The organism is Klebsiella sp., assembly GCF_027492335.1.
GTDB classification, from domain to species: Bacteria; Pseudomonadota; Gammaproteobacteria; order Enterobacterales; family Enterobacteriaceae; genus Klebsiella; species Klebsiella huaxiensis.
In genome coordinates, this window is sequence record NZ_JAPUEW010000041.1 from 48,225 (window position 1) to 70,918 (window position 22,694).

Genomic DNA, 22,694 nt, shown 5'->3' on the forward strand with positions numbered 1-22,694 from the left:
CCACCATCACGTGATGGCGGGGCGTCGTTATGTGGTTAGTGGGAAACGGCGGTACGGGCCGGTGTCTCCTGAGTATTGTTAAATAACTTGCTGTTGCCCCAGCACTCTTCGTAACGGTGCCCCACTAAATCTTCAACGATGACGCGCACATCCGGTGTGATGTCGGCAATTTTGCCGCCAGCTTTGATCCGCGCGACTTCCTGCAAGACCACCATATGCGCTTTGCGATCCAGCTTCATCTGCTTACTGAAGATGATCGCCGCCAAAGCCAGCAGGACCACGCCCGCACAGAACACGACCGCAATAGCGGTTACCGCGCTTTCAGGTTGCGTATGCGCTTTTGACTGGAAGCCGTAGAAGCTGAGGATAGCGCCCATTGTGAAGACGATGATAGAGCGTAGGATTTTCCCGGAAAAGGTCATTGCGCCAGCATAGATACCTTCACGGCGACGGCCAGTATAGATTTCGTCAACGTCGGCTAAAAAGGTATATACGGTCCAGGGGATGTAGTACACGCCGCCGGTGCCCAGTCCGAACAGGACAGTGATACCGAACATCAGGATGGTTGCCAGATGTGCAGGCAAATGGAAGAACCACAGCGAGGTATAAAGCAGTACGGCAAAAATAACCACGCTTAGCGCCAGAATGTAGGGCTTACTAAACCCTTTCTTCACACACAGGCCGATAAACAGGGCCGTAGAGACCAGTTGCAGGATGGAGTTCAGGCTATTTAGCCCGGCGACCATCGCCGGATCGTGCTGCAGGACGAAAATAACAAAGTAGGTAAAGATAGACGCAAACAGCCATTCTGCGCCGAAACCACAGAGGTACATGCCCAGATGTTTACGGAACACGCGCAGATAGAAGGTAGAACGCATATCCTTCGCCAGCATAAGCAGAGTATTGAGTAAGCCTTTTTTCTCACTATTGCTGACTTCCTCTTCGCGCGGGCGTTCCCAGCTGCAGTACCACAAGCTGGAGATCGCAACGATGAGAATGACCCCATAGGTCAGGCCGGTCAGGAAAAATGGGGTCGCGGATTCTTTGCCGTAAAGCAGGATGAACTGACCTGGAATAAATGCAGCCAGAAAGTTAGCCAGTTTACCGAAGATCGCTTTGTAGCCGGTAAGCTTTGAGCGTAGTGAAAAATCGTCGGTCATTTCGGTCGCCAATGTTTCATAGGGGACCATGATCGAGGTATAAATGATTTCAAAGACTACATAAGTGCATAGGTAGTACCAGAACCCAAGACCTTCTACCCAAAGGAGCGGGTAGAACATCATGAGCGGAATACCGATTAATAAAAAGAAGCGGCGGCGCCCGAAGCGTTTGCCGAGACGCGTTTTACCAAAATTATCGGTGAGATAACCCATAAGAGGATTACTGATCGCGTCGATAATACTGGCGACGGAGAAAATGAGCGAAGCCTCGATCAGCGTCAGCCCACAAAAGGTTGTATAAAAATAAAGCAGCCATGCGCCACTGATTGCCAGCGCGCCGCTTCCCAGTAAATTCCCGCCGCCGTAGGCTAACTGATGGCGTAACAAAATCGGTCTTCCCTGCAGCCCTTGAGGGGCTGAAGCCGCGTATCTTGCCATTAAAGTAAACTCCGTGTTTTAAATTTTTGAAACACTGTTTTTATATTCTTAAGTAATGGTTTTGAACGTGATCTACATCACTAAAAACCGGCTAAACCCCATTCCTGAGCATTAATGAGATCCAGTTAAAAGTTTTTAATGCTTTTTAGGAATAAAAACGGCGCCGAAGCGCCGAAAAAGATGGGTTGGTGAGAATTGTCTATAAGGACATTGATGACATTAATATATGGTTTTTGGGCATTTATCAGCGATACACATTCGCTGTGAGCGTTAATTATGTTGGTTGCTGACCAGATCTAACAAACGAAGGTCGGTTTGCTGCACGCACGTTCCATCCTTATCCGCATTGCGCACTTCATCGAGAATGGTTTCCAGCAGAATACCGTCCTGGCGCTGTTCTTTTTCCAGCAGCGTTAAAAAACGCCAGGTGGCATCGTCGCTTTGCGCTTTAGCTTCTTCCGTCAGGTCGATCAATATGCTGCTGCGTTGCTGATAATCAGCAACGGTGGTAGCAAAAAGATCTTCGAGGGAAGCACACTCTGGTTGGCTGGAACCTTCAGATTTCACCACCGGCACGGCACCGGTTTTTTTCATAAAATCAAAGACTCGCATCATCTGGGTTACCCTGGATTGTGCCTTACTACGCAAAAACGTTGCGGTACCGTTTAACCGCTGCTGAGTACACCACTCACTTAAATGTAGATATAAATTTGAAGCATGGAATTCAAGATTCATTTGGTTATTCAGTTTCTTAACCATTCCTGGGACGATCATAAAAATATCCTTATTAACCTGTAAAGGAGTCCTGGGTACATCCTGAATCATCTTCCTTAGAGAGTCTGAATTCGGGACACATGACGTGCAGATAAAGTACCAGAATAATAATTACCTGTACTTCAAATGTATGATGGGTAATTAAATTGCGATTACCGATGAATATAGAATAGCGACACTTGGTGATTAAGGAAACTCTCATATAGTATTATTTACGTTTCGTTACACCATCCGCAATTAACTTTATTTAAGCATGTTTATGTAATGGTAACTATTTTTAGTAAGTCATTAATGTTTTTATCTATATGATTTTAATTGGTATTTGTTGTTTTTGCTGTTGGTTTGTGATAGTTCTTGTTATTTTAATGAAACTTCGTTTCATTTGTATTGGGTCGTAGTTTTGTTTTTGTGTTAATCTGTTCTTAGTAAAAGGTTTAAATTGCGTTAGATCATGTTTTTTGTGATTTTAGAAACAAGGTATAACGATAATTTAAAAAAATATTGCTTTTGTAAACACGCGATTGTTATTTGGCTATCTGAAGGAGTCAGAAATGAAAAAAGTAGCGGTGCTGTTGGCACCTGGTTTCGAGGAAGGTGAAGCGATTGTGATTATTGATATTCTTCGTCGCTTGCACATCAATGTAGAACTGCTGTCCTGCGCCGAATCGCGCGCGGTAGTGAGCTATCACGATATTCCTATGGTCGCGGACAGCATGTTAACAGAACGAGCGCAGATGCTTTATGACGCGGTGGTTCTGCCTGGCGGCCCACAAGGAAGCGTGAATCTTGCCGCCAGCCAGGAAGTGGTGGCGTTTATCGCGGTTCACGATACAGCCGGAAAACTTATCTGCCCTATTTGCTCGGCGGCGGCGCGGGTATTGGGCGGCAATGGTCTGCTGAAGGGGCGTCGCTATGTTTGCTCCGGGGATCTCTGGCAGAACGTGAGCGGGGGAGAATACGTTGATGCGCCGGTAGTGGAAGATGGCAACCTGATCAGCGGCAAAGGTTTTGGTTACGTTTTTGATTTCTCTTTCACCGTTGCGGCACGCTTGTTGGGCGATGAAGCACCAGTGCGCAATCATGCCGAGCATATTTATTGCCGCTGGTGATGGAAAATCTGAATCTATACCCTAAACAAGGATAAGTCTGCTGGTGATATAGATAATATTGCTAATACGAGCGCTAATTGTCTGACAATTAGCGTTTTTTTTATGTCTTTTTTCGCTGTTTTTATGCACGCAATTACTGTAATTCCGCGATGTGATAGCGCTCTCGTATGGAGAAATAATTTCCGGTTAATACTATTTTAACAACGGCAGCAATGAATCAGGTTTTCCTAATGCCTTGTTTTACGTCCGATTAAAAATTTAAGTCTTATTTTTCCCTACATAAAAACGAATTAAAGCTGGAGTTTACCATGCACAAATTTACTAAAGCGCTGGCGGCGATTGGTCTCGCCGCAGTTATGTCACAATCAGCTATGGCTGAGACGCTTAAGCTTGGCTTTCTGGTGAAACAGCCCGAAGAACCGTGGTTTCAAACTGAGTGGAAATTTGCCGATAAGGCCGGTAAAGATTTAGGTTTTGATGTGATTAAAATTGCCGTACCTGACGGCGAGAAAACCCTGAATGCTATTGATAGCCTGGCAGCCAGCGGAGCTAAAGGTTTCGTTATCTGCACCCCGGACCCGAAACTAGGGGCTGCCATTGTCGCCAAAGCGCGCGGCTATGATATGAAAGTGATTACCGTTGATGACCAGTTCGTCAACGCGAAAGGTAAACCGATGGATAGCGTACCGCTGGTAATGATGGCGGCCAGCGAAATCGGCGCGCGTCAAGGCCAGGAGCTGTATAAAGAGATGCAAAAACGCGGTTGGGATGTAAAAGATACCGCGGTTATGGCGATTACTTCTGACGAACTGGATACTGCCCGCCGTCGCACCACCGGCTCGATGGATGCGCTGAAAGCCGCTGGCTTCCCGGAAAATCAGATCTATCGTGTGCCAACCAAATCTAACGATATCCCCGGCGCGTTCGATGCTGGTAACTCCATGTTGGTCCAACATCCGCAGGTTAAACATTGGTTAATTGTCGGCATGAACGACAACACCGTACTGGGTGGCGTGCGTGCGACCGAAGGCCAGAGTTTTAAAGCCGCTGACGTCATCGGTATCGGCATTAACGGCGTGGATGCAGTCAATGAACTCTCCAAAGCGCAGGCCACCGGTTTCTATGGTTCTCTGCTGCCGAGCCCGGACATTCACGGTTATAAAACCAGCGAAATGCTCTACAACTGGGTAACGAAGGACGTTGAACCGCCGAAATTCACTGCAGTTACCGATGTGGTGCTGATTACCCGCGACAACTTTAAAGAAGAGCTGGCGAAAAAAGGGCTGTAAGGCCTGGTTGACCGGGCTTCCCGTATTAAGCGGGAGGCTCAGTCCAGAAAAGCGGAGTCGTTATGCAACAGTCTACCCCCTATCTCTCATTTCGCGGTATTACCATGACTTTCCCGGGCGTTAAAGCGCTGTCCGATATTAGTTTTGACTGCTATGCCGGACAGGTTCACGCCCTGATGGGAGAAAATGGCGCCGGGAAATCTACTCTGCTGAAAGTACTCAGCGGCAACTACATACCGACCGCCGGTAGCCTGCATATCAGCGGCCAGCAGATGACATTTAACCATACCACCGAGGCGTTGAACGCGGGGGTGGCGATTATCTATCAGGAATTGCACCTGATCCCGGAAATGACCGTAGCGGAAAATATCTACCTCGGACAACTCCCGCACAAAGGTGGGATCGTCAACCGGTCGCTGCTGAATTATGAAGCTGGCTTGCAGCTTAAACATCTGGGGCTGGATATCGACCCGGAAACACCGCTCAAATATCTCTCTATCGGCCAATGGCAAATGGTGGAGATTGCTAAAGCGCTGGCGCGTAACGCCAAAATTATCGCCTTTGATGAGCCAACCAGCTCCCTGTCTGCGCGGGAAATCGAAAATCTGTTCCGGGTTATTCGCGAACTGCGCGAGGAGGGGAGGGTCATTATTTACGTCTCTCACCGCATGGAAGAGATTTTTGCATTAAGCGATGCCATCACCGTCTTCAAAGATGGTCGCTACGTGCGCACCTTTGACAATATGCAAGAGGTTAACCACGACGCCCTGGTGCAGGCGATGGTGGGCCGTGAACTGGGCGATATCTACGGCTGGCAACCGCGTGAATACGGCAACGAACGCTTGTGTCTGGAGCAGGTGAAAGCACCGGGCGTGCGTCAGCCGATCAGCCTGTCGGTGCGCAGTGGTGAAATCGTCGGTCTGTTCGGGTTGGTTGGGGCCGGACGCAGCGAGCTGATGAAAGGCTTATTTGGCGGCAGCAGGATAACCAGTGGCCAGGTCTACATTGACGGCCAGGCTATCGACATCCGCAAACCCGCTCAGGCGATTCAGGCCGGAATGATGCTCTGTCCGGAAGACCGCAAAGCCGAAGGGATCATTCCGGTTCACTCGGTGCGCGACAACATCAATATCAGCGCACGTCGTAAACATATTCTTGCAGGATGCGTGATTAACAACGCCTGGGAAGCGGAAAACGCTGACCAGCATATCAAATCGCTCAACATCAAAACGCCGGGCCCGGAGCAGCTGATTATGAATCTCTCTGGCGGCAATCAGCAGAAAGCCATTCTTGGCCGTTGGTTATCGGAAGAGATGAAAGTGATCCTGCTCGATGAGCCGACGCGCGGCATTGATGTCGGCGCTAAGCATGAAATTTACAACGTTATTTACGCTTTAGCGGCATCAGGCGTCGCGGTGGTCTTTGCCTCCAGCGATTTACCCGAAGTTCTCGGCGTTGCGGACCGTATTGTGGTGATGCGCGAGGGCGAAATCGCCGGTGAATTATTGCATGAACATGCGAATGAACAGCAGGCATTGAGCCTTGCGATGCCCAAAGTGAGCCAGGCAGTCGCCTGAGTAAGGAGTTTATGATGTCATCAGTTACCTCTTCAGGTACTTCCCGGTCGGCTTTCAGCTTCTCCCGAATCTGGGATCAGTTTGGCATGCTGGTTGTTTTCGCCGTGCTGTTTATCGGCTGCGTGATTTTTGTGCCCAATTTTGCCTCATTTATCAATATGAAAGGTCTGGGGCTGGCTATCTCGATGTCCGGGATGGTGGCCTGTGGGATGCTATTTTGCCTGGCATCCGGTGACTTTGACCTGTCGGTTGCTTCGGTTATCGCCTGTGCGGGGGTCACCACGGCGGTGGTGATTAACCTGACCGAAAGCATGTGGATTGGCATTACGGCTGGCCTGCTGCTGGGTGCACTGAGCGGCCTGGTGAACGGTTTTGTCATTGCCCGCTTAAAGATCAACGCCCTGATCACCACGCTTGCGACGATGCAGATCGTCCGCGGTCTGGCCTATATTATTTCTGACGGTAAAGCGGTCGGGATTGAGGATGAGCGTTTCTTTACCCTGGGCTATGCCAACTGGTTTGGTCTGCCTGCGCCAATCTGGCTGACGGTTGGCTGCCTGATTATCTTTGGCCTGCTGTTGAATAAAACCACCTTTGGCCGTAATACCCTGGCGATTGGCGGCAACGAAGAAGCCGCGCGTCTGGCAGGCGTCCCGGTGGTGCGGACCAAGATTATCATTTTTGTCCTCTCTGGCCTGGTTTCCGCAGCGGCAGGGATTATTCTGGCCTCGCGTATGACCAGCGGTCAGCCGATGACCTCGATTGGCTATGAGCTGATTGTGATTTCGGCCTGCGTGCTGGGCGGCGTGTCGTTAAAAGGCGGGATTGGTAAGATTTCCTACGTGGTTGCCGGGATCCTGATCCTCGGGACTGTGGAAAATGCCATGAACTTGCTGAACATCTCGCCGTTCTCGCAGTATGTGGTGCGCGGCGTGATTCTGCTGGCGGCGGTAATCTTTGACCGCTACAAACAAAAAGCGAAACGTACGGTTTGATTATCCCCAACCTTTCAGTCTAATCCTAAACCATTGCCAGCGCCCGCTGCGCTGGCAATGACTATCAAAAATGGCGAGGCTGGTCACACTGTCTATACTTACATGGCTAACATTTAGTTAACACCCAGCATTGTGCTGGCCATGATAAGGAGGAACCAGGGTGGCTGACCAGATTTCCGTACCGCCTGCGTTAACCGGAAACTACGCTTTTTTCTTTGACCTCGACGGCACGCTTGCCGGTATCAAACCCCATCCTGACCAGGTGGTTATTCCTGCTGATGTTCTACAAACGTTGCGCCAGCTTGTGCAGCAGCAAAATGGAGCGGTGGCATTGATTTCAGGGCGCTCAATGGCTGAGCTCGATGAGCTTACCCATCCTTTCCGACTGCCGCTTGCCGGCGTCCACGGGGCTGAGCGCCGTGACATCAATGGTGAAACACATATCGTCACACTGCCTGTCTCACTCCTCAAGACCCTTTCAACACAGCTGACAACGGCGATGGGTGCACTACCGGGTTGCGAGCTGGAAAGTAAGGGGATGGCTTTCGCGTTGCACTATCGCCAGGCGCCGCAGCAGCAAAGCGCGGTGCTAGCGCTGGCACAAGAAATCGTGCAGCGCCATCCTATTTTGGCGCTGCAGCCAGGTAAATGCGTGGTGGAGATCAAACCGCGCGGAGTGAATAAGGGTGAGGCGATTGCCGCTTTTATGCAGGAAACGCCATTCAAGGGACGTAAACCGGTATTCGTCGGTGATGACTTAACCGATGAAGCGGGTTTTGGCGTCGTCAATCAATTGGATGGCGTATCGGTCAAAGTGGCGGGTGGCGAAACGCAGGCGCGCTGGCGCTTGCCGGACGTGGCCGCAGTCCATCGTTGGATAAATAACATCGCGAATAATGGGCAACAACCAGACACGCTAACCGACAGGAGAGATGGCTATGGGTCGCTTAGTCGTAGTATCTAATCGTATTGCCCCGCCGGATGATAAAAAGGCCAGTGCCGGTGGCCTGGCCGTGGGGATTATGGGGGCGTTAAAAGCAGCGGGAGGATTGTGGTTCGGCTGGAGCGGGGAAATTGGCGATGACCAGCAGCCGCTGAAAAAGGTGACTCAGGGGAATATTACCTGGGCCTCTTTCAACCTTAGCGAGCAGGATCACGACGAATATTACAATCGTTTTTCCAATGCCGTATTGTGGCCTGCGTTTCACTATCGCCTTGATTTAGTTAATTTTCAGCGCGAGGCCTGGGAAGGGTATCAGCGGGTAAATTCCACGCTGGCTGATAAACTGCTGCCGCTAATTGAACCTGACGACCTTGTCTGGATCCACGATTATCACTTACTGCCACTGGCCAGTGAACTGCGCCAGCGCGGGGTAAATAATCGCATTGGCTTCTTTTTACATATCCCGTTTCCGACGCCCGAAATTTTTAATGCGTTGCCGCCGCATGCTGAACTGCTTGAGGGACTTAGCGATTACGACCTGCTGGGATTCCAGACAGAGAGTGATCGGCTGGCGTTTCTCGACAGCGTATCAATGCAGACCCGCGTGACGACGCGCGGTGGGAAAAAGCATCTTGCGTGGGGCAAGTCTTTCCACACACAAGTTTATCCGATAGGCATCGATGCCGATGAAATTGCGCGCAGCGCTAAAGGACCGTTACCGCCAAAACTGGCGCAACTGAAAAGCGAACTTAAGGGCGTACAAAATATCTTTTCCGTTGAACGGCTGGACTATTCGAAAGGGTTACCGGAACGTTTTCTGGCCTATGAGGCGCTGCTGGAAAACTATCCGCAGCATCACGGCAAGATTCGCTATACCCAAATTGCGCCGACTTCGCGCGGTGATGTTCAGGCCTATCAGGATATTCGTCATCAGTTGGAAACCGCAGCCGGACGGATTAACGGTCAGTATGGTCAGTTGGGCTGGACGCCGCTCTATTACCTGAACCAGCACTTTGAACGTAAGCTGTTGATGAAAATCTTCCGCTATTCGGACGTTGGGCTGGTCACGCCGCTACGCGATGGCATGAATCTGGTGGCGAAAGAGTATGTGGCCGCCCAGGATCCACAAAACCCGGGCGTGCTGGTGTTGTCGCAGTTTGCCGGCGCGGCGAATGAACTGCCTACAGCGTTAATCGTCAATCCTTACGATCGTGATGAGGTCGCTGCTGCGCTGGACCGGGCGTTAACCATGCCGCTGGCAGAACGCATCACGCGCCATTCGGCTATGTTAGCGGTGATTAAAGAGAACGACATTCACCACTGGCAGGCGCGGTTTATTGCCGATCTAAAGCAGATTGAGCCAAGGAGCGAGGAGAGTCACTTAGAACGCAAGGTGGCGACCTTCCCCAAACTCGCCTAGAGGCTGAGCGGCTGGTGCCTCCCCGGCGCTAGCCCTTTTCAAGACAAACCAGCAGCACGTCAACGCCGCTGCTGCCGACGATATTCTTCGCTGAGCAGGTAGCGCGCGAAAATAGGCTCTGGTTATGGTTACCGCAAATCACCAGGTCAACGCGATGCTGCTGGCAAAAATCCTTCACGTGATGACCTAACCCGCCGCTGGCGATAATCGTCTTCTCGATAGGATAATCGGCGTGGTGGACAAGTTCGGCCAGAAAACCGCGCGTCTCTTCCTGCATTATTTCCCGTAAGTTTTCCATCATCGGCGCAGCAAACTGGTTATACAGCTCCGGGTCCGTCGCCAGCGTGATCAGGCTAACTTTGGCATTGATCGGACGGGCGATAGAAACGGCTTTTTGAATCAGCACCCGGCTTTCCGGGGTCGGCGCAACGGCGACTAACAGATGTGAGTAGGGCATCAAGCCTCCTTGAGATACGCAAAATAACCCTTTTCTATACCCTAAATAATTCGAGTTGCAGGAAGGCGGCAAGTGAGCGAATCCCCAGGAGCTTACTCAGGTAAGTGACTGGGGTGAACGAAAGCAGCCAACGCCCATGCAACTTGAAGTATGACGGGTATATTGTCTTTACTCCGATTCCTTAGCTTTCGCAAGGTTTATCAGCAGCGGAAAAAAGAGCTATGTTTCATCTGCAAAAGAGCTATTTCTCATTAATGGTCCCATCTTTTGCATTAAAAGAAACGTTGTTTTATAAATAAGTGAAGCGTGTTCCGATACTCTTTGTATTTTTGCCATCGAACGCTTTTAGATGGCAAAAATGAAAAGGTAACGCCGTTTCCATGCCCTTACTGTAGTCCTATATCAACTCCATTTTGGCTGAAGTCGCCAAAAGGATTGTCGGAGTTCTCTAAAAAAAGACACAGGATTTACGGCGATGAAAACACGTAAAATCGGTTTGGTTAACTACCTTGCTTACGGATCGGGCGATTTCCTCGGTGCGGGGACCACAGCACTGACTGCAGCATGGCTGCTCTACTTCTACACCACCTTTTGCGGCCTTTCCCCTATTGAGGCGACGCTTATCTTTGCCACTGCCAGGGTTCTGGATGCGGTGATCAGTCCGCTGATGGGCTTCCTGACGGATAACTTCGGTTCGACCTGGCTGGGTAAACGTTTTGGCAGACGTAAGTTCTTTATCCTGCTGGGTATCCCGCTCGTCTTTAGCTACTCCATTATGTGGGTAGGGGACATGGGCTTCTGGTACTACCTGCTGACTTATCTGCTGTTCGATATTGTCTATACCATGATTCTGGTACCGTATGAAACGTTGGTGCCGGAGATGACCGATGACTTTAAACAGAAAACCAAATTCTCCGGCGCGCGTATTTCGATGGCGCAGATGTCGGCAATTCTGGCTTCCTTCCTGCCGGGTGTCCTGCTGACTATCTTCGGTAAGGATAATGCGGTCTCTTTCTTCTATGCGAGTCTGGTGTTCTCGGTACTGTGCGCAATGATGCTAACCTTTGTCTGGTTCTTTACCTGGGAGCGCCCGCGAGAAGAGTGGACGGAAGCGGCGCTACGGGCAGAAGAGGAGAAACAAAACCTGACCCTGTCCCAGAGCCTTAATCGCCTGTTTATTGAGTTAAGCTCCACCTTGCGGATTAAAATTTTCCGCCAGCATCTGGGTATGTATCTGGGAGGCTATATCGCTCAGGACGTGTTCAACGCGGTCTTTACCTACTATGTGGTGTTTGTGCTGATGCAGGAAGCCTCTATGGCCTCTAACCTGCTCGGCACCATGGCTATCTTCCAGTTTATCGCGGTTATCGCCATGATCCCGTTGTGTATCCGCTTCGGACCGGCCCCATCCTACCGGATGGTTGTAGTGCTGTTTGGTCTGAGCTCGCTCTCCTACGCGGTGTTGTATTACGCCGGACTCAGCGATGTTTACTCGCTGCTGCTGCTGATTTCCGCAGTTGCAGGCCTGGGGCGCGGCGGTATCAACTATGTGCCGTGGAATACCTACACCTATATTGCCGACGTGGATGAGGTGATCACCGGACAGCGCCGTGAAGGGATCTTTGCCGGGATCATGACTCTGACCCGTAAAGCCTCCCAGGCGGGCGCGGTGATGCTGGTGGGGATCATTATGCAGTTTTCCGGCTTTGTCTCCGGACAGAAAACCCAGCCTTATGAAGTCAGCCACACAATCCTGCTGATCCTCAGCGTGGGGACATTAGTGGTGCTGGCCTGCGGTTTTCTTGTCTCTCTGCGCTTTAAGCTCAACCTGCAAACCCACAGCGTTCTGCGTACTGAAACGCTCAAAATGCGCGAGTCTGGTCGAGCACAGCCGGAAACGGTGACCGCTGAGGATCGTGAAGTGGTGGAGATGCTGGCCGGGATGCCGTACGAATCCCTGTGGGGCAACAACAATATCGGTTACCTGAACCGCAATAAACCTGCAGCGGCGCCGTTGAAGCAACGTTCAGAATTGAATTCGACATATAACAGAGGTTAAGGATATGAAGGTTTGGCCTGTCAAACATAGCCCATTACTGCGTCAGCCAGAGCGTTTTATCGCCCGTAATGAGCTGCAAGCGCTGATCCAGAAGGTAACGTGCAACCTGGTCAATATTAAGGATGAAAGCGGGCAATTTTTACTGCGGCTGGACGACGGACGCATCATTGACACTAAAGGCTGGAACGGCTGGGAGTGGACCCACGGGGTTGGCCTGTACGGTATTTATCAGTATTACCAGCAGACTGGTGATACCGCGATGCGCGAGATTATCGATAGCTGGTTCACTGAGCGATTTGCCGAAGGCGCAACCACTAAAAACGTCAATACCATGGCGCCGTTTTTGACCCTGGCTTATCGTTATGAAGAGACGGGCAACACGGTGTATCTACCCTGGCTCGATAGCTGGGCTGAGTGGGCGATGCGCGACATGCCGCGTACCGAGTTTGGCGGCATGCAGCACATCACCCTGGCGGAAGAGAATAATCAGCAGATGTGGGACGACACGTTGATGATGACCGTCCTGCCGCTGGCCAAAATTGGCAAGCTGCTCAACCGCCCGGAATATGTAGAAGAAGCGGTCTATCAGTTCTTGCTGCATGTGCAGAACTTGATGGACCGCGAGACCGGACTGTGGTTCCACGGCTGGAACTACGAGGGGCAGCATAATTTTGCCAGGGCTCGCTGGGCACGCGGCAATAGCTGGCTGACGATTGTAATCCCGGATTTCCTTGAGCTGGTGGATTTACCTGAAAGCAGCGCCGTTCGCCGTTATCTGGTGCAGGTACTGAATGCGCAGATTGCAGCACTGGCCCGTTGCCAGGACGACAGCGGCCTGTGGCATACGCTGCTTGATGATCCAAACTCCTATCTGGAAGCGTCGGCCACCGCTGGTTTTGCTTACGGGATCTTAAAAGCGGTGCGTAAGCGCTATGTGAGCCAGGAATATGCAGAAGTGGCGGAGAAAGCGATTCGCGGTATCGTGCAGAATATCTCTCCTGAAGGGGAGTTGCTGCAAACCTCATTCGGTACCGGAATGGGCTCGAATCTCGATTTTTATCGTGAAATTCCGTTGACGTCGATGCCGTATGGTCAGGCGATGGCAATTCTGTGCCTGACTGAGTATCTGCGGAAGTATTTCTGATAGGGATTGAGAGAAAGGGTTACGTAGGCCGGGTAAGGCGTTAGCCGCCACCCGGCATAAAACGAACACAATATTTCAAATAGTGGTGTTATCAGTTTCAAACCCGGCGCTTGCCGGGTTTTTCCTGCAAATTACATACGCTCTACGGTCTCAATACCCAGCGTATCCAGACCCAGCTTCAGCGTTTTCGCGGTCAGCTGTGCCAGCTTCAGGCGGCTGTTGCGCGTCTCTTCGCTTTCGGCGCTCAGGATCGGGCAGTGTTCGTAGAAACCCGAGAACAGGCCCGCCAGATCGTACAGATAAGAACACATCACATGCGGAGTACCTTCACGAGCGACAACGGTCAGGGTCTCTTCGAACTGCAGCAGACGTGCAGCCAGCTGGGCTTCACGGTCTTCGGTGATAATAACCGGAGCCGCCGCCAGCACGCTTTCATCAATATCCGCTTTACGGAATACCGAGAGCACGCGGGTATAAGCATACTGCATGTAAGGCGCGGTGTTGCCCTCAAATGCCAGCATGTTGTCCCAGTCGAAGATATAGTCGGTGGTCCGGTTTTTCGACAGATCGGCGTATTTCACCGCGCCAATCCCGACGGCGTTCGCCAGTTTTTCCAGCTCTTCGGCAGGCATATCCGGGTTTTTCTCGGCCACCAGACGGCGGGCGCGTTCCAGCGCTTCATCCAGTAAGTCGGCCAGTTTCACAGTACCACCGGCGCGAGTTTTAAACGGTTTACCGTCTTTGCCGAGCATCATGCCGAACATGTGGTGCTCCAGCGGCACAGAATCTGGCACATAGCCTGCTTTACGCACGATAGTCCACGCCTGCATCAGGTGCTGGTGCTGGCGTGAATCGATGTAATACAGCACGCGATCGGCATGCAGATTTTCGTAGCGGTATTTTGCACAGGCAATATCGGTAGTGGTGTAGAGATAGCCGCCATCCTTCTTCTGGATGATAACGCCCATCGGTTCACCTTCCTTGTTTTTATACTCATCAAGGAACACCACGGTTGCGCCTTCGCTCTCCACTGCCAGACCTTTGGCTTTCAGGTCAGCAACGATACCCGGCAGCATCGGGTTATACAGGCTTTCACCCATCACGTCGTCACGGGTCAGCGTCACGTTCAGGCGGTTATAGGTTAGCTGGTTTTGCGACATAGTTATGTCAACGAGCTTGCGCCACATTTCGCGGAAATACTCATCGCCGCCCTGTAGCTTAACCACGTAGCTACGTGCGCGTTCGGCGAAGGCTTCATCTTCGTCGTAGTGTTTTTTCGCTTCGCGATAGAAACCTTCGAGGTCCGCCAGCGCCATTTCACCGGCGTTTTCCTGCTGCTGTTTTTCCAGATAAGCGATCAGCATACCGAACTGGGTGCCCCAGTCGCCCACGTGGTTAGCGCGGATCACGTTATGGCCGAGAAATTCCAGCGTGCGCACTGCGGCATCGCCAATAATGGTCGAGCGCAGATGGCCGACGTGCATCTCTTTCGCCACGTTAGGCGCGGAGTAATCGATAACAACGGTCTGCGCCTGCGGCTGAGCAACACCCAGACGTTCTGATTTCAGCGCGCTGCTGACGTTTTCCGCCAGGAATGCCGGGTCGAGGAAAATATTGATAAAACCCGGACCGGCGATTTCAACTTTGTTAGCAATCCCGTTCAGGTCGAGATGAGACAGTACCTGCTCTGCAAGTTGTCGCGGCGCCATACCCAGTTTTTTGGCAACGGCCATGACGCCGTTGGCCTGATAGTCACCGAACTGGACTTTTGCTGACTGGCGGACCTGAGGTTCGCAATCGGCAGGCGCGCCTGCCGCGATCAGAGCGTGGCTGACTTTTTCTGAGAGAAGAGCCTGAATATTCACCGGAATACCTTACGTTTAACACGCCGTCACCCTGACGGGGCGGCGCTGGAATGTGGACAAATTAGGGCAGGAGTATACTGCATTTGCATCTATGCGTCAGCACCGCGCATAGCTTGCTCAGTCGCGCGCTCAACGAATAATCGTTCACAGAGTATTGCTGGTTGGTCAGCCCGGGGAAACGCGATAGATTAGCGCTTTTGAGTGAGTACCGGGGCTTATCATGGCGAACTGGCAACAAATAGATGAACTGAACGATATTTCCGCGGACCTACCGCGTTTCACCGAGGCGCTAAATGCGCTTGCTAGCCGGCTTGGTCTTGATATTACGCCGCATGATGCTGACCATATTTCCCTGCGCTGTCACCAGAACACCACGGCGGAGCGCTGGCGTCGCGGGTTTGAGCAATGCGGCACTCTGCTGTCGGAAAACGTTATCAACGGTCGTCCTATCTGTTTATTCAAATTGGACGAACCGATTTGCGTGGCGCACTGGCGTTTTAGCGTCGTTGAGCTGCCGTGGCCGGGTGAAAAGCGCTATCCGCATGAGGGCTGGGAACATGTCGAAATCGTCCTGCCAGGTGAGCCTGAATCGCTGAATTCCCGTGCGCTGGCGCTGCTTTCTGATGAAGGGCTCAGCCAGCCGGGGATTTTTGTGAAAACCAGCTCACCGAAAGGGGCACGCGAGCGACTGCCGAACCCGACGCTGGCAGTGACGGATGGTAAGGTCACTATAAAATTCCATCCGTGGTCGATTGAGCAAATTGTCGCCAGCGAACAATCTGAACGGTGACAGTGTGAAGTGACGCGGTGTCTACAGCAAAAAATCGTGACATTCTGTCGTGCCTGCGATGTCAACGGAGAGAAGAATGACTTTACTGGAAGTATGCTGTTACAGCATGGAGTGCGCGCAAGAAGCGCAGCGTAGCGGTGCCGATCGCATTGAGCTTTGCGCCGCGCCGCTGGAAGGCGGCCTGACGCCTTCGCTGGGCGTACTTAAATCGGTTCGTGATACGGTGACCATCCCCGTTCATCCGATTATTCGTCCGCGCGGCGGGGATTTTTGCTACACCGCTGGCGAGTTTGCGGCGATGCTTGATGACGTCATCACGGTACGAGAATTAGGGTTTCCCGGACTGGTGATCGGCATTCTGGATGCCGACGGCCAGATTGATACGGCGCGAATGGAAAAAATTATGGCGGCAGCGGGAACCCTTGCAGTCACTTTTCACCGCGCCTTTGATATGTGCGCCGACCCGCGCCAGGCCTGCTCTGAGCTGTCAGAACTCGGCGTTCAGCGTATCCTGACATCAGGCCAACAGGCGTCCGCCGAAAAAGGAATTTCATTAATCAGGGAACTTATTTCCCGAAGCGACACTCCAATCATTATGGCTGGTGCGGGAGTCCGCGCCGCCAATTTAGCGGTGTTTTTGCAGGCCGGAATAAAAGAAGTGCACAGCTCGGCAGGTCAGTGGCTACCGTCGCCGATGCGCTTTCGCAACGCCGGATTGTCGATGTCTACGGATGCTGACGCTGATGAATACTTACGCTACGCCGTGAATGGCGAAGCGGTAGCGGAAATGAAGAAAATTATTTCCGCCCAGAGAGATTAAAACCCTAAATAATTCGAGTTGCAGGAAAGCCAACGCGCATGCAACTTGAAGTATGACGGGGATAAACTGTTTTTAGCTGCACATCATGTCGCCCAATATGATGATTGCCCGTACCAGGCCCCTGCCCATTAAACAGGGGCCTTTTTTTATCCTGAGAATGCCTTACCCTGGCTGTTTATCGGCGCGCTTCTTTTTCGCCGCCAGAGACTGTTCTGTTTCAGGCTTGGTCGCAATAATCACCGCGCGTAGCGGGGCGGGGTAGCCTTCAAGTGTTTTGCTGCTGTCGTTCGGGTCGAGGAATTCGGCCAGCGATTCGGTTGTCATCCACTCGGTGCGGCGCTGCTCGTCAGTTGAGGTCACGCATGCATCAACAATGCGCACGTCGATAAACCCGCACTTCTCCAGCCACATCTTCAGCGCGGCGGCAGATGGGATAAAGTAGACGTTACGCATTTGCGCATATCGATCGCCAGGCACCAGAACGGTGTTTTCATCACCTTCAACCACCAACGTTTCAAGCACCAGCTCACCGCCGGGAACCAGCTGATCTTTAAGCTGCCACAGATGATCGAGCGGCGAGCGGCGATGGTAAAGTACGCCCATTGAAAAGACGGTATCAAAGGCGTTCAGCGCCGGAAGTTGCTCAATGCCCAGCGGCAGCAGATGCGCACGCTGGTCGTTGCCCAGCAGCTTGCGTACTGCTTCAAACTGGCAAAGGAACAGCTGCGTTGGGTCGATACCGACCGCCAGATGCGCCCCTGCGCCAATCATACGCCACATATGGTAGCCACTGCCGCAGCCAACATCGAGAATAGTGCGTCCGGTCAGGTCCGAAAGATGCGGCAGCACGCGCTCCCATTTCCAGTCGGACCGCCATTCGGTATCGATATCCACCCCGTAAAGCGAATAAGGCCCTTTACGCCACGGCATCAGGTTTTTAAGCAGGTTTTCAATGCGCAGCCGCTGCCCCTCGCCGAGGGGCGTTTCGCTCTCAGCGGTCACGCTGTGCAACAGATCCAGACGGTAGGGGGCAAATTCAGGCAGAAATTCGACGGCCCGTTCCCATTCACGATATTTACCGTGCAATGATTCACGTTGCCAGGCGGCAACCTGAGCGGGCAGCGTCTCCAGCCAGTGCGACAGCGGGCTTTTGGCAATCAATTGATAAAAGTTGCTGAAATCAATCATGCCTGTTCCCCGGATTTTACGGCGATCAGCGATCCAAAGTTAAAGCACTGGAACCACAGTTCAGCATGTTCGAAACCGGCTTTACGCAGGCGTGCCTTGTGGGTTTCCACGGAATCGGTGAGCATCACGTTTTCCAGCATGCTGCGCTTTTGGCTGATTTCCAGCTCGCTATAACCGTTAGCGCGTTTAAAGTCGTGATGCATGTTAAACAGCAGCTCGCCGACATTGTCATCTTCGAAGCTGAATTTCTCCGACAGCACCAATGCGCCGCCCGGATTCAACCCCTGATAGACCTTATCCAGAATGGCCTGGCGTTCGCCTGGCTCCAGAAACTGAATCGTGAAATTTAGCACCACCATTGAGGCGTTCTCAATAGTGACGTGGCGGATATCGCCTTCAATAACGTCGACTGGCGTCGGTGCTTTATAGGCATCTATATGACGACGGCAGCGCTCGACCATTGCCGGGGAGTTATCGATAGCAACAATTTTACATCCAGAATGTGCAATGTTGCGGCGTATAGACAGCGTCGCCGCACCGAGCGAGCAGCCAAGGTCGTAGACCTGGGTGTCTGGCTGAACGAAGCGCTCAGCCAGCATGCCGATCATCGAAATAATATTGGAATAGCCGGGAACAGAACGCTGGATCATATCCGGGAAGACTTCAGCAACCCGTTCATCAAAGGTCCAGTCGCCGAGGCTGGCAATCGGCGCGGAAAAAAGCGTATCGCGGTGAGACATAACGTTAAACCCGAAAAATCGAAAACGGCGTATTGTGCGCTAACGGACGGAGAAAACCAACTCCCAGGGCATATACCAGAAGTTCGCCAGCACCATCAGCAACAATGAACACCACGTTGCGCTCATCCCGGAACGACGCCAGCGGTACAGGCGGTGATGAAAACCGTAAGAGTGCATCAGGCGTCCGGCAATCAGTAAAATTCCGCAAACGTGAATCATCCAGATCTGTGCACCGTTCATTTCCATAAACAGTAGCAAAATCAGTCCGATGGGAACATATTCGACTGCGTTCCCATGTACGCGGATAGCAACCTGCAGCTCGCTGAAACCGCCGTCGCCGTAGCCGACGCGATATTGTGTTCGCAGGCGAACAACGTCGTAAGAAAACTTAATAAGCAATAACGCACCTAAAACGGCATACAGCGCGCTGACCATATTAAAAACTCCCTTTCATTCCGTCCGGTGGCTCCATTCAGGATAGCAGGATATCAGAAAAGAGTGCTTTGCTGCGGAATTGACGGCGCATCACCTATTTCCGGTAGGGCGGCGCGCAGATCGCTCCACAGGGTATCGACCAGCTCTGGCGCCTGGGTAATGTCTGGGGTGTGGAGGAATAAATACGGCGTTGTTGTTTGCGTCCACTGCGGTAATTTTTGCAACCAGACGCCAAAGAGATCGCGATTTTGAGCCATATCGTCGCTGCCGATAAAACGCACCAGCGGATGATGGGCTGTCACCAGCGCGTGGACGGGAACTTTGGGTTTCTTCTTTTGCGCATCGATCATCGCCGGGCTTCGGGCGATGGCGCTATGAACCGGGCGACTATCGAGGATCACGCGATTGACGCTACGCTGATGTAGTCCGCGATTTAATTGCTGTTCCGCTTCGCCTTTAGCGAAAAACTCTGGATGCCGTACCTCAACGCCGTAAGTGAACGTCTGTGGCAGGCTATCAAGAAAATGCCAGAGGGCGGGAAGATCCCGTGGGCCGAAGGTGGCGGGCAGCTGTAGCCAGTATTGACCGATGCGCGATGCCAGCGGGGCCAGCCGGGTGAAAAATTCATGGCTTAAGTCGTCGCAGTTGCGCAGCGCCGCCTGGTGCGAAATGGTGGCCGGGAACTTAAAGCAAAAGCGAAAGTCATCGTGAGTTTGTTCATACCAGCGGCTGACAATCTCGGCTTTCGGTAAGGCGTACAGGGTGGTGTTGCCCTCCACGCAGTTAAAGTGGCGAGCATACTCTTCAAGGCTGGTGATACCCAGGCGCACCCATTTCGGATGCGCCCATTGGGGAAGCCCAATATAAATCATAAAGCTGAAAGGACTTCCTTGGTGCTGCGCACGCGGGCGATACGCGGGAAAATATTCGTCATGCTGCCCTGGTGCTGGTCAGCGGAGGCTGCGCTGCAGGCGTCTTCGACAATAATCAGATTAAAGCCCAGTTCCCAGGCGTTACGCGCTGTAGATTCGACGCCGATATTGGTCGAAATACCGCACAGAATAATGGTATCGATACCGCGACGGCGGAGCTGTAATTCAAGGTCGGTGCCGTAAAATGCGCCCCACTGGCGTTTAGTGACTTCAATATCGCTATCCTGCTTACCCAGCGCGAGCGGATAGGTCCACCAGTTTTCTGGCAATGCGTGCGCGCCAGCCTGGGCGTCAACAGGCTGCTTCAATGCTTCAGCGAAATCAGCCGACCAGCCAACGCGTACCATAACCACCGGGGAACCCTGCTGGCGGCACTTTTGCGCCAGACGTGCCGCCTGGGCAACCACTTCATCGGCGCGGTGCGGACCACCAGCAAAGGGTAAAATACCTTCTTGCAGGTCGATGATCACCAGCGCGGTATTTTTTGCATTGAGTTCTAACATGATATCCCCGTATCTTCTTTTGTTGTCTGGCCGCTACAATACCGTTGCCGATCCTGCTCAAGGGTAACAAATTTTGTTAATTTTTGTGAGCACAGGCAATAAGCGCACGGCAAAGCAACGTACACGCTGCGCCGGGCTTATCGTACGGCATAATTTCCAGTATAATAGCCGCCTTTTTTCATTCAGTTGTGACATCAGCTAAAGCTGCGACCTCGTCGCCTGCAAAGCAGGCAACAATCCGCCTGCGGCTAAGTTAAGGGATATCTCATGCGTACAGAATATTGCGGACAGCTCCGTCTGTCCCACGTAGGGCAGCAAGTGACTCTGTGTGGTTGGGTCAACCGTCGTCGTGATCTTGGTAGCCTTATCTTTATCGATATGCGTGACCGCGAAGGCATCGTGCAGGTGTTTTTCGATCCGGATCGTGCGGATGCATTAAAGCTGGCCTCCGAACTGCGTAATGAGTTCTGCATCCAGATAACCGGCACCGTGCGTGCGCGTGACGAAAGAAACGTCAACAACGATATGCCAACTGGCGCAATCGAAGTGCTGGCGTCCGATCTGACAATTATCAACCGCTCCGAAGCGCTGCCGCTGGATTCCAACCACGTCAACACCGAAGAAGCGCGTCTGAAATACCGCTATCTGGACCTGCGTCGCCCGGAAATGGCTCAGCGCCTGAAAACACGTGCCAAAATCACCAGCCTCGTACGCCGCTTTATGGACGACCACGGCTTCCTTGATATCGAAACGCCGATGCTGACCAAAGCCACGCCGGAAGGTGCGCGTGACTATCTGGTGCCTTCTCGCGTTCATAAAGGCAAATTCTACGCGCTGCCGCAGTCTCCACAGCTGTTCAAACAGCTGCTGATGATGTCAGGATTCGACCGCTACTATCAGATTGTTAAATGCTTCCGTGACGAAGACCTGCGCGCTGACCGCCAGCCGGAATTCACCCAGATCGACGTCGAAACCTCTTTCATGACCGCCGAGCAGGTGCGTGAAGTGATGGAAGCGCTGGTGCGCAGTCTGTGGAACGACGTGAAAGGCGTGGAGCTGGGTGACTTCCCAATCATGACTTTCGCTGAAGCCGAACGCCGTTATGGTTCAGACAAACCAGACCTGCGTAACCCGATGGAGCTGGTGGACGTTGCAGACCTGCTGAAGTCCGTTGAGTTCGCGGTATTCTCCGATCCGGCAAACGATCCGAAAGGCCGCGTTGCGGCGCTGCGCGTGCCTGGCGGTGCTGCGTTGACCCGTAAGCTAATCGATGAATACGGCAACTTTGTGAAAATCTATGGCGCGAAAGGCCTGGCTTACATCAAAGTGACCGAACGTGCGAAAGGCATGGAAGGCATCAACAGCCCGGTGGCGAAATTCCTGACCGCAGACATCGTTGAAGCGATCCTTGAGCGTACAGGCGCGCAGGATGGCGACATGATCTTCTTCGGCGCGGATAACAAAAAAGTCGTTGCCGATGCGCTGGGTGCGCTGCGTCTGAAGCTGGGTAAAGACCTGAATCTGACTGACGAAGCTAAGTGGGCCCCGCTGTGGGTTATCGACTTTCCGATGTTTGAAGACGACGGTGAAGGCGGCCTGACCGCGATGCACCATCCGTTCACCTCGCCGAAAGATATGTCTGCCGCCGAGCTGAAAGCAGCACCGGAAGACGCTGTTGCTAACGCCTACGATATGGTCATTAACGGCTATGAAGTTGGCGGTGGTTCCGTGCGTATCCACAGCGGTGAAATGCAGCAGACCGTGTTCGGTATTCTGGGCATTAACGAACAAGAGCAGCGCGAGAAGTTTGGCTTCCTGCTGGACGCGTTGAAATACGGTACCCCGCCGCACGCCGGTCTGGCATTTGGTCTTGACCGTTTGACCATGCTGCTGACGGGTACCGATAATATCCGTGACGTTATCGCTTTCCCGAAAACTACCGCAGCTGCCTGCCTGATGACCGAAGCACCAAGTTTCGCGAATCCGGCGTCCTTGGGTGAACTGGGTATTCAGGTTGTGGCGAAAGAGACAAAAGAGTCTCTGGAGAATAAGTAAG

General features: G+C 52.4%; 20 protein-coding genes. 11 read left to right on the top strand and 9 right to left on the bottom strand.

The annotated features are described in order from the left end of the window. Positions 1-35: 35 nt before the first annotated feature. Both QVF11_RS11050 and QVF11_RS11055 read right to left on the bottom strand, forming a co-directional pair. Complete coding sequence (locus QVF11_RS11050; RefSeq protein WP_287857078.1) at positions 36-1,547, bottom strand: MFS transporter; 1,512 nt, start codon at positions 1,545-1,547, stop codon at positions 36-38. 321 nt (positions 1,548-1,868) lie between these two features. Then, positions 1,869-2,372, bottom strand: a complete 504-nt coding sequence (locus tag QVF11_RS11055; protein ID WP_112213259.1) for a non-heme ferritin-like protein — start codon at positions 2,370-2,372, stop codon at positions 1,869-1,871. 551 nt (positions 2,373-2,923) lie between these two features. On the opposite strand from QVF11_RS11055, the gene QVF11_RS11060 reads away from it, so the two are divergent. The 6 genes from QVF11_RS11060 (at position 2,924) to otsA (ending at position 9,705) form a co-directional block, all read left to right on the top strand. Beyond that, positions 2,924-3,481, top strand: a complete 558-nt coding sequence (locus QVF11_RS11060; RefSeq protein ID WP_287856913.1) for a DJ-1/PfpI family protein — start codon at positions 2,924-2,926, stop codon at positions 3,479-3,481. A 308-nt stretch (positions 3,482-3,789) separates the two neighbouring features. Further along, positions 3,790-4,770 (top strand): arabinose ABC transporter substrate-binding protein, encoded by a 981-nt coding sequence (locus tag QVF11_RS11065; protein ID WP_112213261.1) that lies wholly within the window; start codon positions 3,790-3,792, stop codon positions 4,768-4,770. Positions 4,771-4,832: 62 nt separating this feature from the next. Next, complete coding sequence (araG, locus tag QVF11_RS11070) at positions 4,833-6,347, top strand: L-arabinose ABC transporter ATP-binding protein AraG (protein WP_287856916.1); 1,515 nt, start codon at positions 4,833-4,835, stop codon at positions 6,345-6,347. 14 nt (positions 6,348-6,361) lie between these two features. Continuing rightward, positions 6,362-7,342, top strand: a complete 981-nt coding sequence (araH, locus tag QVF11_RS11075) for an L-arabinose ABC transporter permease AraH (RefSeq protein ID WP_110274331.1) — start codon at positions 6,362-6,364, stop codon at positions 7,340-7,342. Between the two features lie 160 nt (positions 7,343-7,502). Then, on the top strand, positions 7,503-8,306 hold the full coding sequence (gene otsB, locus QVF11_RS11080) for a trehalose-phosphatase (RefSeq protein ID WP_287856918.1): 804 nt from the start codon (positions 7,503-7,505) through the stop codon (positions 8,304-8,306). Next, positions 8,281-9,705, top strand: coding sequence for an alpha,alpha-trehalose-phosphate synthase (gene otsA, locus QVF11_RS11085; RefSeq protein WP_287856920.1), 1,425 nt, complete (start codon positions 8,281-8,283; stop codon positions 9,703-9,705). The genes otsB and otsA overlap by 26 nt, the downstream gene beginning before the upstream one ends. Before the next feature lie 28 nt (positions 9,706-9,733). Here otsA and uspC read toward each other — a convergent pair whose 3' ends face one another. Beyond that, positions 9,734-10,162: a universal stress protein UspC gene (gene uspC / locus QVF11_RS11090; protein WP_287856922.1), complete on the bottom strand. Its 429-nt coding sequence runs from the start codon at positions 10,160-10,162 to the stop codon at positions 9,734-9,736. Positions 10,163-10,637: 475 nt separating this feature from the next. Here uspC and QVF11_RS11095 point away from each other — a divergent pair, with 475 nt between their 5' ends. Beyond that, positions 10,638-12,221: an MFS transporter gene (locus tag QVF11_RS11095; RefSeq protein ID WP_287856924.1), complete on the top strand. Its 1,584-nt coding sequence runs from the start codon at positions 10,638-10,640 to the stop codon at positions 12,219-12,221. 4 nt (positions 12,222-12,225) lie between these two features. Continuing rightward, positions 12,226-13,365, top strand: a complete 1,140-nt coding sequence (gene bglB / locus QVF11_RS11100; RefSeq protein ID WP_287856926.1) for a beta-galactosidase BglB — start codon at positions 12,226-12,228, stop codon at positions 13,363-13,365. 131 nt (positions 13,366-13,496) lie between these two features. On the opposite strand, the gene argS is transcribed toward bglB, so the two are convergent. Beyond that, positions 13,497-15,230 carry an arginine--tRNA ligase gene (gene argS, locus QVF11_RS11105; protein ID WP_112213269.1) on the bottom strand — a complete coding sequence of 578 codons (1,734 nt, stop codon included), beginning with the start codon at positions 15,228-15,230 and terminating at the stop codon, positions 13,497-13,499. Positions 15,231-15,450: 220 nt separating this feature from the next. Between argS and QVF11_RS11110 the strand changes: the two genes are divergently transcribed. Then, positions 15,451-16,020 carry a VOC family protein gene (locus tag QVF11_RS11110; protein WP_112213270.1) on the top strand — a complete coding sequence of 190 codons (570 nt, stop codon included), beginning with the start codon at positions 15,451-15,453 and terminating at the stop codon, positions 16,018-16,020. Positions 16,021-16,096: 76 nt separating this feature from the next. Beyond that, complete coding sequence (gene cutC / locus QVF11_RS11115) at positions 16,097-16,840, top strand: copper homeostasis protein CutC (protein ID WP_287856928.1); 744 nt, start codon at positions 16,097-16,099, stop codon at positions 16,838-16,840. 162 nt (positions 16,841-17,002) lie between these two features. On the opposite strand, the gene cmoB is transcribed toward cutC, so the two are convergent. From cmoB to QVF11_RS11140, 5 genes are read right to left on the bottom strand one after another with little or no spacing between them, the layout of a single operon-like run. Beyond that, entirely contained in the window at positions 17,003-18,028 is a 1,026-nt protein-coding gene (gene cmoB, locus QVF11_RS11120; protein WP_287856930.1) for a tRNA 5-methoxyuridine(34)/uridine 5-oxyacetic acid(34) synthase CmoB, read from the bottom strand. Beyond that, the gene (gene cmoA / locus QVF11_RS11125) at positions 18,025-18,768 is read right to left on the bottom strand and encodes a carboxy-S-adenosyl-L-methionine synthase CmoA (RefSeq protein WP_142513146.1); all 744 of its coding nucleotides are present in this window, start codon (positions 18,766-18,768) and stop codon (positions 18,025-18,027) included. Before cmoA ends, cmoB begins: the two co-directional genes overlap by 4 nt. Positions 18,769-18,807: 39 nt before the next feature. Next, entirely contained in the window at positions 18,808-19,203 is a 396-nt protein-coding gene (locus QVF11_RS11130; RefSeq protein WP_110274320.1) for an MAPEG family protein, read from the bottom strand. 53 nt (positions 19,204-19,256) lie between these two features. Continuing rightward, positions 19,257-20,075, bottom strand: coding sequence for a DUF72 domain-containing protein (locus QVF11_RS11135; protein ID WP_287856933.1), 819 nt, complete (start codon positions 20,073-20,075; stop codon positions 19,257-19,259). Continuing rightward, positions 20,072-20,638: a hydrolase gene (locus QVF11_RS11140; protein WP_112213275.1), complete on the bottom strand. Its 567-nt coding sequence runs from the start codon at positions 20,636-20,638 to the stop codon at positions 20,072-20,074. The genes QVF11_RS11135 and QVF11_RS11140 overlap by 4 nt, the downstream gene beginning before the upstream one ends. A 267-nt stretch (positions 20,639-20,905) precedes the next feature. On the opposite strand from QVF11_RS11140, the gene aspS reads away from it, so the two are divergent. Next, a complete protein-coding gene (aspS, locus tag QVF11_RS11145; RefSeq protein ID WP_287856935.1) occupies positions 20,906-22,693 on the top strand; it encodes an aspartate--tRNA ligase in 1,788 nt (595 codons plus the stop codon). The last annotated feature ends 1 nt before the right edge of the window (position 22,694 follow it).